This is a genomic window from Kitasatospora sp. NPDC089913, from assembly GCF_044748625.1.
Lineage (GTDB): Bacteria > Actinomycetota > Actinomycetes > Streptomycetales > Streptomycetaceae > Kitasatospora.
The window spans coordinates 1-13706 of the sequence record NZ_JBIVGI010000029.1 but is presented as its reverse complement, the minus strand read 5'-3'; the positions used below and the strand labels follow the sequence as shown (position 1 = coordinate 13706).

Annotated in this window: 15 protein-coding genes; 14 read left to right on the top strand and 1 reads right to left on the bottom strand. The window is 73.4% G+C overall.

Annotation, left to right across the window (positions count from 1 at the left end; all coding sequences use genetic code 11):
- Positions 1-160 precede the first annotated feature (160 nt).
- The 13 genes from ACIPYS_RS32490 (at position 161) to ACIPYS_RS32430 (ending at position 10937) form a co-directional block, all read left to right on the top strand.
- Positions 161-1039, top strand: coding sequence for a hypothetical protein (locus tag ACIPYS_RS32490; RefSeq protein ID WP_400752948.1), 879 nt, complete (start codon positions 161-163; stop codon positions 1037-1039).
- A gap of 23 nt (positions 1040-1062) precedes the next feature.
- Positions 1063-1584 (top strand): hypothetical protein, encoded by a 522-nt coding sequence (locus ACIPYS_RS32485; RefSeq protein ID WP_400752945.1) that lies wholly within the window; start codon positions 1063-1065, stop codon positions 1582-1584.
- Positions 1585-1660: 76 nt separating this feature from the next.
- Positions 1661-1957, top strand: coding sequence for a DUF6412 domain-containing protein (locus tag ACIPYS_RS32480; protein ID WP_231977768.1), 297 nt, complete (start codon positions 1661-1663; stop codon positions 1955-1957).
- Positions 1958-2047: 90 nt separating this feature from the next.
- Entirely contained in the window at positions 2048-2767 is a 720-nt protein-coding gene (locus tag ACIPYS_RS32475; protein ID WP_400752941.1) for a YidC/Oxa1 family membrane protein insertase, read from the top strand.
- Positions 2768-2936: 169 nt separating this feature from the next.
- Complete coding sequence (locus ACIPYS_RS32470; protein ID WP_400752938.1) at positions 2937-3707, top strand: CDP-alcohol phosphatidyltransferase family protein; 771 nt, start codon at positions 2937-2939, stop codon at positions 3705-3707.
- 133 nt (positions 3708-3840) lie between these two features.
- A complete protein-coding gene (locus ACIPYS_RS32465) occupies positions 3841-5100 on the top strand; it encodes a serine hydrolase domain-containing protein (RefSeq protein WP_400752935.1) in 1260 nt (419 codons plus the stop codon).
- Between the two features lie 266 nt (positions 5101-5366).
- The gene (locus ACIPYS_RS32460) at positions 5367-6578 is read left to right on the top strand and encodes a serine hydrolase domain-containing protein (protein WP_400752932.1); all 1212 of its coding nucleotides are present in this window, start codon (positions 5367-5369) and stop codon (positions 6576-6578) included.
- A gap of 75 nt (positions 6579-6653) precedes the next feature.
- On the top strand, positions 6654-7562 hold the full coding sequence (locus ACIPYS_RS32455) for an aminoglycoside phosphotransferase family protein (RefSeq protein WP_400752929.1): 909 nt from the start codon (positions 6654-6656) through the stop codon (positions 7560-7562).
- Between the two features lie 291 nt (positions 7563-7853).
- On the top strand, positions 7854-8081 hold the full coding sequence (locus ACIPYS_RS32450; protein WP_400752926.1) for a hypothetical protein: 228 nt from the start codon (positions 7854-7856) through the stop codon (positions 8079-8081).
- Between the two features lie 138 nt (positions 8082-8219).
- Entirely contained in the window at positions 8220-8405 is a 186-nt protein-coding gene (locus ACIPYS_RS32445) for a DUF397 domain-containing protein (RefSeq protein WP_400752922.1), read from the top strand.
- 90 nt (positions 8406-8495) lie between these two features.
- A complete protein-coding gene (locus tag ACIPYS_RS32440; RefSeq protein ID WP_231977767.1) occupies positions 8496-9122 on the top strand; it encodes an RNA polymerase sigma factor in 627 nt (208 codons plus the stop codon).
- A complete protein-coding gene (locus tag ACIPYS_RS32435) occupies positions 9119-10144 on the top strand; it encodes a CU044_5270 family protein (protein WP_400752919.1) in 1026 nt (341 codons plus the stop codon). The genes ACIPYS_RS32440 and ACIPYS_RS32435 overlap by 4 nt, the downstream gene beginning before the upstream one ends.
- Positions 10145-10259: 115 nt before the next feature.
- On the top strand, positions 10260-10937 hold the full coding sequence (locus tag ACIPYS_RS32430; protein ID WP_400752916.1) for a peptidase inhibitor family I36 protein: 678 nt from the start codon (positions 10260-10262) through the stop codon (positions 10935-10937).
- 96 nt (positions 10938-11033) lie between these two features.
- Here ACIPYS_RS32430 and ACIPYS_RS32425 read toward each other — a convergent pair whose 3' ends face one another.
- Positions 11034-12557 carry an MFS transporter gene (locus ACIPYS_RS32425; protein WP_400752913.1) on the bottom strand — a complete coding sequence of 508 codons (1524 nt, stop codon included), beginning with the start codon at positions 12555-12557 and terminating at the stop codon, positions 11034-11036.
- 155 nt (positions 12558-12712) lie between these two features.
- On the opposite strand from ACIPYS_RS32425, the gene ACIPYS_RS32420 reads away from it, so the two are divergent.
- Positions 12713-13471, top strand: coding sequence for a TetR/AcrR family transcriptional regulator (locus ACIPYS_RS32420; protein ID WP_400752910.1), 759 nt, complete (start codon positions 12713-12715; stop codon positions 13469-13471).
- Positions 13472-13706 lie beyond the last annotated feature (235 nt).

Here is a 13706-nt window from a genome sequence, read left to right as displayed (position 1 = left end):
CGGTCGCCCTGGGGTGGGCGCCGGGGGGCTGGTGGGGCCTCCGACCCCGGGCGGGGGGGGGGGGGCGGCGGGGGCCCCCCCCCCCCCCCCCCGGGCGCCCCCCCCCCCCCTCCGCGCCCTCGACCCCGCCGAGGTCGACCCGGCCACCCGCCCGGGGGCGGTGGCGGAGGCGAGCGGCGACCTCGTCCGGGCCGCGGGGATGCCGAGCGACCCGAAGGCCCTGCGGCTCTGGTGGGGCGCACTGGACCCGAGCGTCCGCGCGGGACTCCTGGCGGCGGACGGGGAGAGACTGGTCGCGGCGGGTGTCCTGGGCCCGGTCGAGTACGAGTGGCACGCCCCGGACGACGGCGCCGGGCCCTTCGCCCAGCGTCCCCCGGGCCCGGGGGACTACGCGAAAGGGATCATGGCAGAGCACCTGCTGGTGGGTGGCGGGACGTTCGCCGGGTTCACCGATGCCGCGCGTCACATGCAGCACTATTTGGAGGCGACCGGCGAGCCGCTGAACGTCGATGTGGACCGGTTCCTCCGCGACGACGGGACGTTGCGCGGCCTGGTCGCGGAGCAGATCAGCAAGCACCAGGAGGAGTGGCGGCAGACAGCACTCGATGCCTACGCCCAGTCGGGCGGGGCGCCGGTGGCAGTACCCGTCGAGGCCGTCCGACACCGCACCAGCGACCCGGCCTCCCAGAGGAACTGGTACCTGGCCATCGGCAGCCACGCCTTCGCCACCTCCGGCGTGGTGACCGTTCGCCCCGGAGCCGACGGAAAACCACGGGTGTCGATGCAGTACCAGGTCAGCGTCTGGGACCGCTACAACTGGGATCCCGGCAAGAGCACACCCATCGCCGGTACCAACATCAAGGACAGTGACTTGGCCGACCTCCATCAGACCGGTCTGGCGAAGGAATTCGACCTGACCGGCCGGAGCACGCCCGTGACCGTACTCCTTCCCGACCCGGCACCCGGCCCGCAGAACGTCGGCGAGCACGGTTCCGGATGGGAGGGCGGTCGTGTCGATCCTGGGAGGGAGACCCGGTGAGTTCCACTACGCGTCCGGCACCGGTGGCACCTCGCTCTCGGCGGAAGCTGCTGGTCGCTGTACTCGCGGCGGTCCTCCTGCTCCTCGCCGCCGGGGTGGGCGGGCTCTACTGGGTGGACTACGACCTCCGTCATCCGAAACCGGACAGCGGACGACCGGGAGCCTGGATGACCATGGACGCCGCAGAGGTGTCCCTCTTCACCCGGGTGGCGATTCCGACGGGAGCCGACGATGTCCGGTGGGGCTACCGCGAGGGGTTCCAGGACGACTTCGCCGTGCTTGCGTTCCGGCTGTCCCAGGCCGGGCTGGAGGAGTTCCGGCGCCCCCTGCCCGTCACCGAGTGGGCCGAGCGCACGTACATCGAGAGCGTCGACCTCGACGGCTTCCAGCACATCGGTGCCCCCGACCCGCCGAACGCCTCCCCACTGACCTGCGGGGGCTTCTTGTCACCGGGCCAAGCCAAGAACGTCGCCACCCGGATCTGCGTCGCGTCACGGCCGGACGGGACGGGTCAGGTATGGGTCAGCGCCTTCCACACCCCCTGAACTGCTCTCCGCTCGCCCCCGCCGTCTGGCATCATCGTCCACAAGTACTCGTCCGGAGCGCAGAGGAGGCAGGAACGTGACGCTGGTCGCGATGCTGCTCGGGCTGCTCCGGGTACTGAGTGGCGAGTGGCTCGCCGAGGGCGGCGGGTCGCTGGCGCAGGTGGCGGCCGCGGCTGCCGTGGTGCTGGTGACCGGGGCGGTCGCGGGGGCGCTGGTCGTCGCGCGGCTGCTCGGGGCGCGGGCGCCGGCGAGTGTACGGGCCGGGGTGCTGCGCAGGCGCGCGTTCCGGACGGCCTTCCTCCCGCAGCGTGATCCGGACGCCCGGGGCCGACAGCGCCCGAGGGCCCCTGGAGCGGTCCCGGCGGCCGCGTAGCACCGGGGAATCCTTCTTCACCACCGGCCCGTCGCGGCCGTCCTCCGTCGATCACTCGTACCCCGAGACCCCCGGAGGGCTCGCTCCACCATGTCCGTTTTCGCAGTCCTCGACCCGGCCGTCGGCCTGGCCCACGATGTCGTCGCCGCGTTCGCGCAGGTCGTCCCGACCGCGCTCGCGATCGTTCTGTTCACCGTCTGCGTCCGGCTGGCGCTGCACCCGCTGGCGCGGGCGGCGGCCCGCGGCGAGAAGGCCCGGGCCCGGCTGGCGCCGCGGATCGCCGAGTTGAACCGCAAGCACAAGGGCCGCCCGGAGAAGCTCCAGGCGTCGCTCGCCGAGCTGTACCGGGAGGAGAAGGCCTCGCCGTTCGCGGGCTGCCTGCCGATGCTGGTGCAGATCCCGTTCTTCTCGGTGATGTACCGGCTGTTCACGACCCCGAACGACCTGCTCGGCCACACCCTGTTCGGTGCCCCGCTGGGCCTGCACGTGGGGTCGGCGCACGGCGCGGGCGAGTGGGCGGTGTTCGCGGTGCTGTACGCGGGGCTGGCGGCGCTGGGTTACGTCAACTTCCGCCGGGCCCGCCGGGCCCAGGCCAAGCAGGCGGCCCAGGCGCCGCAGGGGTCGGCTGCACCGGCGCAGCCGGGGCTGGCGTTCCTGCCGTACCTGTCCTTCGGCACCGCGCTGTTCGCCGCCCTCGTCCCGCTGGCGGCCGCGGTCTACCTGCTGACCACCAGCACCTGGACGGCGGCCGAGCGGGCCTGGCTGCACCGGGACGGGGCGCCGGAGTCCGCGATTCCGGTACTGGCCTGACCCGGTCGCCCCGAGCCGGTTGCCCCGGGCCGCCGGTCCGCCGGGCCGGAGCCGCCGGCCTGAGGCCGGGTCCGCCGGTCCGCCCGGCCTGCTCTAGCCTGTGTGATCGTTTCGGCCCGTCGGCCGGAACGATCACGCAGATGGACCAGGTGAAGGGAAGGGTGGCGTCATGGCGGTCGCTGCGCCGGCGTTGGCGGAGTTGCGGGAGGTCTGTCAGCCGCGGGCGAAGCTGGCGAGCCGCAACGGGGAGCACTGGGCGGGCCGGATCTACATGCGCGCCGTGTCGTTGCGGGTCACCCGGCAGCTGGTGCGGACCTCGGTCGCGCCGAACACCCTGACCTGGCTGATGGTGGTCTGCGGGGTCGCGGCAGGAGCGGCGCTGCTGGTTCCCGGACCGCTGGGCGCGGTGCTCGCGGCCCTGCTGATGCAGGGCTTCCTGCTGTTCGACTGCGTCGACGGCGAGGTGGCCCGCTGGAAGCGGCAGTTCAGCACGGCCGGGGTGTACGTGGACCGGCTCGGCGCCTATCTGGCGGACGCGGCGCTGATGGTCGGCGCGGGTGTCCGGGCGGCCCGGGACGGGTCGGAGCTGTGGGTGTCGGTGGGCCTGGCGGCGGCGCTCGGCGTGGTGCTGCTGAAGGCGTCGACCGATCTGGTGGACGTGGCGCGGGCGCGCAGCGGACTCGCTCCGGCGGACGAGGAGTCGACGCAGCCGCGGTCGCAGGGCATCGCGACCGCGCGCCGGCTGGCGTCGGTGTTCAAGATCCACCGGGTGACCAACGGCATCGAAGCCTCGCTGGTGCTGCTGGCGGCGGCGGTGGCGGACGTGGCGGCCGGCGGCATCGGCCCGACCCGGGCGGTGGTGGCCGGTATCGCGGTGATCACCTGGGGGATGGTGGTGGCGCACCTGGCGTCGATCCTCTCCTCCTCCCGGCTGCGGTAGGGCCCTCCCGGCGGGGTGGTCGGCGCACTCCCCGGGGGTGGGGCGGTGCCCTCGGGAGGGCGACGCGGTGCCGGTGCGCCGGTTGCGAAGGTGGCTCCAGGGGCCCGGAGGTCGGGCCCGGGAAGGGAGCACCGTGAACATCGTCCGCAACGCCCGCGGGACCGGCGGGGGCTGCCGGGTCGGGTCGAGGCGGGTAGCCGCCGCGCTGGCAGGGGCGGTTCTCGCCGCGCTCGCGCCGGTCGTCACGATGCCGGCCGCGTCGGCGGTACCGGCTGCGTCGGCGGTACCGGCCGCGGCCGGCCCGGGCGCGGAGCTGCGGGCGCTCGTCGAGCGCGGCGGCTCGACGGCCGCGCTCGGCGAGCTGCGCGAGAACGGCCGCCGGGTCTGGCGCGAGGCCGCGGGCGTCACCGACCTGGAGTCGAAGCGCCCGGCGCGCGCCGACGGCCGGTTCCGGATCGGCAGCGTGACGAAGACCTTCGTGTCGACGGTCGTCCTCCAGCTCGTCGACGAGGGACGGCTGCGGCTGGACGACCCGGTCGAGAAGCACCTGCCGGGCCTCGTCCCCGACGGCGGCGCGATCAGCGTCCGCCAACTGCTCAACCACACCAGCGGCCTGTACGACTACCTGGACGACCCCCGCTACTTCTTCCACGACGACGCGTCGCTGCGGACCTTCCTCGCCGAGGGCCGCTGGGCGGACCACCCGCCGGCCGAACTGATCGGGGTGGGCGTGCGCGGCACGCCGTACTTCCCGCCGGGGCAGGGCTGGCACTACTCGAACACCAACTACGTCCTGCTCGGCGAGGTGGTCCGCGAGGTCACCGGGCGCAGCTGGCAGAGCGAGGTGGAACGGCGGATCGTCCGGCCGCTGCACCTGGACGACACCGTCTTCCCCCGCTCCTCCCCGGACGTCCCGGGGCCGCACGCGCACGGGTACGCCCGGCTGCCGGAGGGGCCGGCGGACATCACGCTGATCAACCCGACCGTCGGCGGCGCGGCCGGCAACGGCATCTCCACCGCCGCCGACCTCGGCCGCTTCCACGCCGCGCTGTTCAGCGGCAGGCTGCTGTCGGCGGCGCGGCTGGAGGAGATGACGACGGCCGTCCCGGCGCCGATGATCGGCGCGCACTACGGGCTGGGCCTGATCCGCTACGACCTGCCGTGCGGCGCGGTCTGGGGACACACCGGCGGGGTCCCCGGGTACAGCACCGTGCTGCTCGGACCGGCTGACGGCACCCGGCAGTTCGCGCTCTCCTTCAACGTCCTGGCGGGCGCCGAGACCGATGCGACCGACGCCGCGGTGCACGCCTTCGTCGAGCGCGCGGCGTGCGGCCCGAAGGCGTCGGTACCGAGCGCCTCGACGGTGAACCCGGTGCTGCGAGAACTTCGTTGAAACGCACCGGGGCGGCCGGCTGTCAACCCCGCCGATGCCGATCGCCCGACCCCCGACCCCCGCCGTTCGACCGGGGCGTCCGCTACCCCCGTCGGACGGACGGGGACGACCGAGGCCGGTCCGCAGGATGACGCGGCCCGGCCGGGGCAACTGCGAGCCTGGAGCCGGAGGGCCCGAGGTCCGGGCCGGAGGGATTGATGATGACGTTCGGTCAGAACGCTTACCCGACAAGCAAGTTGAGTGGACGCGGTCGAATCGGCCGGAAGTTGGCCGCCGTCGCCCTGGCGGCCGCCGCCGTCGGTGCGCTCGCCCCGGCCGCGGTGGCGGCACCCGCCCCGGCCGGGGCCGATGCCCGCCGGGGCGGGGTGGACGCGCGGGCCGAACTGCGGGCGTTCGTCGCGGACGGCGCCTCGACGGCCGCGTTCGCCGAGGTCCGGGAGAACGGCCGACGGGTCTGGCGCGACGCGGTGGGCACGTCCGACCTGGCCACCGGGCAGCCGGTCAGGGCGGACGGACGGTTCCGGATCGGCAGCGTCACCAAGGCGTTCGTGTCGACGGTCGTGCTGCAGCTGGTCGGGGAGGGCCGGCTGCGGCTGGACGACCCGGTCGAGAAGCACCTGCCGGGCCTCGTCCCCAACGGCGGCGCGATCAGCGTCCGCCAGCTGCTCAACCACTCCAGCGGCCTGTACGACTACCTGGAGGACCCGCAGTTCTTCTTCCAGGACGAGGCGAGCCTGCGCGACTACGCCCTCGGGAACCGCCGCTGGCAGGACTACCGACCCGAGCAACTGGTCGCGATCGGCGTCGCGCACGCGCCGTACTTCGCCCCCGGCCAGGGCTGGAAGTACTCGAACACCAACTACATCCTGGCCGGCCTGCTGATCGACAAGCTCACGGGCCACAGCTGGCAGAGCGAGGTGGAGCGGCGGATCGTCCGGCCGCTGCACCTGGACGACACCGTGTTCCCCGGCTCGGAGACCGGGCTGCGCGGCCCGCACGTCCGCGCCTACGCCAAGCTGGCGGAGGGGCCGGCGGACATCACCAGGCTCAACACGACCGTCGGCGGCGCGGCCGGCAACGGCATCTCCACCACCGCCGACCTCGACCGCTTCCACGCCGCCCTGTTCGGCGGCAAGCTGCTGCGGCCCGCCGAACAGGCCGCGCTCACCACCACGGTGCCGACCGGCTCGGGCCACAGCTTCTACGGGCTCGGCGTGGCCCAGGCCGACTTCGGCTGCGGCCCGCTGTGGGGCCACGACGGGGGCCTGCCGGGCTGGGGGACGCTGCTGTTCGGCACGGCGGACGGGAAGCGGCAGGTCGCGCTGTCGTACAACCCCTACGAGGGCACCGACCAGTCCGGGCTGGACGCGGCGGTCGTCGGACTCGCGGTGAAGACGCTGTGCGGCCCGACGGCACCGGCGGGCGCGGCCGCCGCGGCGGCGGAGGCGCTGTCGGCCCTGCGGGGCGCCACCCGCTGAGACCCGGCCGTCGGGCGGTCCGGCGAGCGAAAAGCAGTTGCCCCGCCGGGCCGGACGGCGGTCGGATGGTGCCCCATGAACAGCGACACCGTGGACCTGCACCCCGGCCAGCACCCCATCGACGAGGACCTCGTCCGGCGCCTGGTCGCCGGCCGGTTCCCGCACTGGGCCGGGCTGCCGGTCACCCGTTTCCCCTCCGGCGGCACCGTCAACGCCATGTACCGGCTGGGCGAGGCGATGGTGGTCCGGCTGCCGCTGGTGGACTGGGGGGCGCCCGACCTGGTGATGGAGCAGGAGTGGCTGCCGAGGCTGGCACCGCTCCTGCCCGTCGCCGTCCCCGAGGTGCTCGGCGCGGGCGGGCCCGCCGAGGGGTACCCGTGGCCGTGGTCGGTCTACCGCTGGCAGGAGGGCGCCCACCCCCGGCCGGGCGCGCTGCGCGAACCGGTCCGGCTGGCCGAGGACCTCGCCGGGTTCGTGACGGCGGTGCGGGCGCTCACCCTGCCGGACGCCCCGCCCGCCTACCGGGGCGGGCCGATCGACCTGCTCGACGAGGAGACCCGGGCCGCGATCGAGGAACTGCGGGCCCTGCCGGAGGAGGGCGTCGACTGCGCGGCCGTGACCGCCCTCTGGGAGGACGCGCTGGCCGCCCCGGCCTGGGACGGGCGGACGGTGTGGCTGCACTCCGATCTGATGCCGGGCAACCTGCTGGTGGACGACGCCGGGCGACTGAGCGCGGTGATCGACTTCGGCTGCGCGGGCACGGGCGATCCCTCCTGCGACCTGATGCCGGCCTGGAACCTGCTGCCGGCCGGGGCACGGGCGGTCTACCGCGCGGCGCTCGACGTGGACGACGCCACCTGGCGGCGCGGCCGGGGGCGGGCGCTGTCCCTGGCGGTCATCGCCCTGCCGTACTACCGGGAGACCAACCCGGCGATGGCGGAGAACGCGCGGCATGTGATCCGCGAGGTGCTCGCGGAGGCGTGAGGGGGTGTCATCCCCGGACCAGGGTCCACTGCTCCTGGTTCAGGCCGGACCAGAGGGTGTGCTCACTGCCTTTCACTGCCTCGGTCGAGAACGTCAGGGCGCACCTCCCGGGCTGATCGGACATCGGAAGGAACGTGAGCACGACCGCAGGGGCGGCGTACTTCGGGGCTCTCGACGTGCCTAAGGACGCCAACAGCACGGGGTGAACGGGCCGGCCTGCGCTCCGGGGAGGACTCCGCTCCCGCCGATCGGCAGATGGACGGGGGCGGTGCGCGCTGGGGACGATGAGGTGTGCCCGACCTGGCCGACCGGGCAGCCGGCCAGGCCGGGCGCGCGGGCTCGCGAACACCCGACCGGCTACTCGGGTATGCGCCGGTCGCCCTCACGGTGGCGGTGGCTGTCACCACCGACGCCGTCTGTGTCCGAAGCAGCCTCCGCCCCACCGAGGTAACCCGATTGACCTCCACCGAGTGGCGCGACCTCGTCGCCGGGATCCGCAACGGCGAGTTCGACGCCTGACCCGCTCCCGCCGGGCCGGCGCCCCGCCCCGGGGCGCCGGGCCTTCCCCACTTCCCTGGAACTCTCCCCACCCTGCGGACACTGGATCTGCGTCGTGTGATTTCATCTCCGGCATCCAGAAGGACCAGTGAGGACCCCATGGAAGAACTCACGTGGCAGCGGCCGAGCCGCTGTGCCGACTCCAGCAACTGCCCCGAGGTGGCCGTCACCGCCGACGCCGTCCACCTCCGGAGCAGCCTCCGCCCCACCGAGGTGACCCGGCTGACCCTCCCCGAGTGGCGCGACCTCCTCACCGCGATCCGCGACGGCGAGTTCGACGCCTGACCCTCCCCGGAGCACCGGTCTCCTCAATTTCCCCGAAATTCCCTGGAACCCCCTCCGCCCTGCGGACACCAGATCTGCGTGGAGTCCTCCTTGTCCAGTAAGCAGACGCAGGCCGGCGAGCGCCAAGTGTTCGCCGAGCTCTACGATCAGCACGCTCGCACGGTCTTCGCGCACGCGTACAGATCCACCGGGGACCGCGACCTCGCGGACGACGTCGTCTCGCTGACCTTCCTCGAAGCCTGGCGGCTCCGCCGGAAGCTCCGCGACGAGGTGCTGCACCCCCGGGCCTGGCTGCTGGCCATCGCCACCAACGTGCTCCGCAACACCGCCCGCACCGCGCGCCGGCACCGGGACGCGATGTCCCGTCTCCCCCGCCGCGACCCGATCCCCGACTTCGCCGACGAGGTGGTCGGCCGGATCACCGACGCGAACACGGCCGCGGCCGCCGTCCGCGCGCTGGACCAACTGGGCGGTCCCGAGCGCGAGGTCTTCACGCTCGTCGTCTGGTCGGGCCTCGGTTACGCGGAGGCCGCCCGGGCGCTGGGCATACCCGTCGGCACCGTCCGCTCCCGGCTCTCCCGGGTCCGGGACAAGCTCCGCCGGATCGTCGACGCCGAGGATCCCCCCGCTCCACGGGTCCCCTCCGCCCCGTCGGCGCCCGCCGGTCTCGCCATCAGTCATCAGTCCGTGGGCCACCACCAGGAAAGGCGGCCATGACCAACCCACGCACCGACCACACCGAGTGGGACGAGCACTGCGAACGCCGTGAACTGGCCCGGCTGCTCCCCCCGCCGCCCCACTTGGAACCCTCGCTCTCCCAACTGGCCGACCGGCGCGACTTCCTGCTCACCGAGTTCGCCCGGCCGCGCCCGTTCTCCGGCCTCACCACCCGGTGGCGGGGCCTGGTCCTGGTCACCGCCGTCGCCACCGCCGCGGCCATCACGGCGATGACCCTCGCCCCCGGTTCCTCCTCCGAGGATCCGGCGCCGCCCGCCACCGCCGCTTCCGTGGAGTTGCTCGACCGGATCGCCAGGGTCGCCTACACCCAGCCGCAGCCCTCGGCCCAGGACAGCCAGTACACCTACATCAGGACCGTCGGCCGCACCACCGCGCTGGCGGAGTCCGCCGACGGCTCGATGCAGCGCAGCACCACCACGACCAACACCGAGCGGTGGACGGCGGTGAACGGCGCCCGCCCGGGCCTCCAGCGGCGGGACGGCGGTGAGCAGCAGCTTCCCGCGCCGGACCCGGTCTCCCTGAACGCGCCCAGCTACCGGATGCTGGCCGGCCTGCCGAGCGAGCCCGAGGCACTGTCCAAACTCATCTACGCCGACGCCGGGTACAACCACGGCGCCGGATCCGCTTCGACCACCGGTTCCGACCAGGAGGCCTTCGTCACCATCGGCGACCTGCTGTGCAACGCGGTCGCGCCGCCCGCCGTCTCCGCCGCGCTGTACCGGGCGGCGAGCCGGATCCCGGGGGTGACGACGGTCGACGACGCGGTCGACGCGGTCGGCCGCCACGGGGTGGCCGTCGCCCGGGTGCACGACGGCACCCGGTTCGAGTGGATCTTCGACCAGCGGACGATGCGGCTGCTGGGCAAGCGCGCGGTGCTCGTGAAGGACGGCCCGTGGGGCCGGGCCGGGGACGAGGTGAACTCCGTCGCGCTGGTCGCGCAGGGCATCGTGGGAGCTCCGGGAGAGGGGGTCGCGGTCGCGACCGCAGAATCAAGCCAATGACCGAATTCGGTCAGCCATTGTCCGGTCCTCGTCGGAACTATTGTGCGAACGCCGGATCCGGCGTTGGGTCGTGGCAGCACTGTCCTGCCACGACTCACCAAGGGAGAAGCTGACCGTGCGTTCCTTCCGCACGCTCGCCGTCGTCACCGCTGTCGCCGGCGCGCTCGCGCTCGCGGCCCCGGCGGCCATGGCGACGCCCGCGCCGTCCGTTCCGACGGCCCCGTCCGCCGACGCCCCGCAGTCCGCCGGCCCGGCGAAGGCAACGCCGTCCACGCCGGTGATCGCGACCTACCGCGGCAAGAAGATCGACCTGGCCAAGGGCTGGGCGGGCGCCAGCGTCTGCACCGAGGTGAAGGGCGGTGCGGTGTACTGCCACGACAGTGTCGCCGAGGCGGACCAGGCGCTCACCACCCTCGACCCGGCGGCCTCCCGGTCCGTCCAGGCGGCCAAGGCCGCCGGCGCCGCGGCCCCGGCCACCGGCGGCCAGGTGGCGCAGTCCACCGCGGACTGCCCGTCCGGCTGGGCCTGCCTCTGGGAGGACATCAACTTCTCCGGTCTGCTGCTGCGCTGGTCGGAGCCCGGCACCAAGTACCTCTCCGACTGGTCGTTCCGCGACCGGGCCAGCTCCGCCTGCGTGTTCCGCAACGGCGGGGACCTCACGCTCTACGACGACCGCACCCTGCAGCCCGACCCGTCGGTCTACCTGTGGAACGGCAACTGCTACAACCTCACCGGTCTCAGCTACCCCTACGGCGGCAGCTGGAACGACAAGGCCGACTACATCGTGCTCTGAGCCGCCCGGTGCACCGAAGTGCTCCCGGCGTGCCGAGATACGCCGAAGGCCGGCCCCCCGTGACGGGGTGCCGGCCTTTCGCGTGCCGCGTATCTGTCAGACCGCCAGCTCCGCCACGTCCTCCTTGGTCGCTCCGGGAGCCCCCGGAGCCTCGGCGGTGGCGCCCGGCTTCCGGTTCCGCAGGACCAGCGCCGCCACCAGGGCCGCCGCCAGCACACCCGCCGCGCTGACCATGAGCGTGGTCGACATCGCCGAGGTGAACGCCTCCCGGGCGGCGTGCACCGCGGCGGGGTCGCCCTCGGCCTCGGCCAGCGCGCCGACGATCGACTGCTTGGCCTGCTCGGAGGAGCCGGCCGGCATCCTGTCGGCGTAACCGCTGGCCAGCAGGGACCCGAGGATCGCGATGCCGAGCGCGGTGCCCGCCTGCTGGATGGTGTCGTTCAGCGCCGAGCCGACACCGGCCTTCTCGGCCGGGATCTCGCTCATCAGCGCGCCGACCGCGGCCGGCATCGCGAGACCGGCACCCAGGCCGAGCAGGGCCAGGGCCACCGCCGGAACGGTGAAGCCGGTGTCCGCGTCGACCGTGCTGAGCAGGACGAACGAGCCGGCCATCAGGCCCATGCCGACCAGGACCAGCGGCCGGTGACCGGTCTTCGCGCTCAGCCCGGCGCCGGCGCCGTTGCCGATCAGCGCGGCGACCGCCATCGGCACGAAGGCCGTGCCCGCCTTGACCGGCGAGTAGTCCAGCACGAACTGCAGGTACTGGGTGAGGACCAGCAGCAGGCCGCCGTTGCCGATCTGGACCAGGGTCAGCGAGAGCGAACCGCCGCTGAAGTTGCGCTTCTTGAAGAGTGCCAGCGGGACCATCGGCTCCGCGACCTTGTTCTCCCAGACCACGAAGCCGCCGAGGGCGCCGACCGCGACCAGCAGGGAGACCAGCGAGGCACCGCCGAACGCGCCGTGCTTCGGGATCTCGATGATCCACCAGATCAGCGCCGTCATGCCGACCGCCGAGAGCACCGCGCCCAGCGGGTCCGGCTTCTGCCAGGGCCCCTTGGACTCGGGCATCAGGAGCAGCGCGGCCGTGATCGCCACGACCACCACCGGCACGTTGATGAAGAAGATCGAGTGCCAGGAGAAGTGGTCGATCAGCACGCCGCCCAGCACCGGGCTGCCGACCAGGCCGAGCATCGAGACCGAGCCCCAGGCCGCCATGGCCTTGCCCCGCTCGTCCTCGTCGAAGACGGTGATGAGGATCGACAGCGTCGAGGGCATGATCAGCGCGCCGCCCACGCCCATCGCCACCCGGCTGGCGATGACCTCACCGGGGTTGGTGCAGAGCGTCGCCGCCAGCGAGGCCGCGCCGAAGAGCAGCAGGCCGACGATCATCACCTTGCGGCGGCCGAACCGGTCACCGAGGCTTCCCGAGGTCAGCAGCAGGCCGGCGAAGACCAGGATGTAGGAGTCGAGGATCCACTGCGTGTCCTGCGCGGTGGCCTTGAGGTCCTCGGTCATCGACGGCACCGCCACGGTGAGCGCCATGCTGTCGACCACCAGGACGAGCGTGCTGAGGCACAGCACGAGCAGGATCCACCAGCGCCGTGGGTTACGGCCTTCCATGTCTTTTCCCCTCCGAAGTACGCCCGATGCGTACGATGTACCGTCGATGCGAACACTGTACGCACGCTGGAACAGTGTGCGCAACCCTGATTCCTGTACGCTTGATGCGAACGGTGTACGCAGGGATTTCCGTGACCGAATCCGTGACTGAATCCGTGACCGATTCCGAGGAGGACCAGCCGGTGGCCGCCAAGGCGACGAACCCGATCCCGTCCGTGTGGGCCCGGCGGCAGCGGGAGCCCGAACAGCCCGTGCTCAGCCGGGAGGCGATCGTCCGCGAAGCGATCGCGATGCTCGACGCCGACGGGGTCGAGGCGCTCTCCATGCGCAAGCTCGGGGCCCGGCTCAACGCCGGCGCCACCTCGCTCTACCGGCACGTGGCGACCAAGGACGAGCTGATCGAGCTCGCGGTGGACGAGGTCTTCGGCGAGATCCCCGTCCCCGACCCCGGCACCGCCGACTGGCGCGCCGACGTCATCACGACCTGCGGGGCCTTCCGCGCCACCACCCTGCGCCACTGCTGGCTGGGCTCCGTCATCGGCCAGGCCGGCCTGGTCTACCTGGGCCCCAACCTGGCGCGGGTGTCCGAGCGGATGGCCGCGCTGTTCTCGGCCGCCGGCTTCCCGGAGCCCTCCCGGGCGATCGACACCGTGCTCTCCTTCGTCCTGGGGATGAGCACCACGGAGGCCGCCTTCCTCACCACCGTGGCCCGGAGCGGCCGGACCGAGTCCGAGTTCGTCGCAGGCCTGATGCCCACCGCCCAGGAGGCGGTGGCCGGGCACGAGTTCCTCGCCGACGCCTTCGCCCAGGCCGCGGCCGGCGCCGTCGAGAACCCCGCCCTCGTGCGCGACCAGAAGTTCGACTACGGCCTGGAGGTCATCCTCGACGGCCTGGCGCTGCGCCTGCCGCGCTGATCCCCCGTCGGGCAGCGGACGGGCGGGCCTCGGTCCACGGGCCCGGACTCCCCCGTCCCGCCGCCCTCCGTCCCGCCGGAGCCCGCGGCCGCCCCCCGTCCGGGCGGCCGCGGGCGGTCCCGAGGACGCGCCCTAGGGGTTGTCTTCAAACCCGCGCCTGCGGGGCGACGCCGGGGCACGCACCTCGCCGGCTTCTCGTCGGTCGCCGATGCTCCGCATGGACTCTCTCCTCGGC

Excerpts from the sequence above, each read along its gene's own strand:
- ACIPYS_RS32475 (WP_400752941.1), top strand. The coding sequence starts at position 2,048 with ATGTCCGTTTTCGCAGTCCTCGACCCGGCCGTCGGCCTGGCCCACGAT.
- ACIPYS_RS32470 (WP_400752938.1), top strand. The coding sequence starts at position 2,937 with ATGGCGGTCGCTGCGCCGGCGTTGGCGGAGTTGCGGGAGGTCTGTCAG.
- ACIPYS_RS32455 (WP_400752929.1), top strand. The coding sequence starts at position 6,654 with ATGAACAGCGACACCGTGGACCTGCACCCCGGCCAGCACCCCATCGAC.
- ACIPYS_RS32445 (WP_400752922.1), top strand. The coding sequence starts at position 8,220 with ATGGAAGAACTCACGTGGCAGCGGCCGAGCCGCTGTGCCGACTCCAGC.
- ACIPYS_RS32435 (WP_400752919.1), top strand. The coding sequence starts at position 9,119 with ATGACCAACCCACGCACCGACCACACCGAGTGGGACGAGCACTGCGAA.
- ACIPYS_RS32425 (WP_400752913.1), bottom strand. The coding sequence starts at position 12,557 with ATGGAAGGCCGTAACCCACGGCGCTGGTGGATCCTGCTCGTGCTGTGC.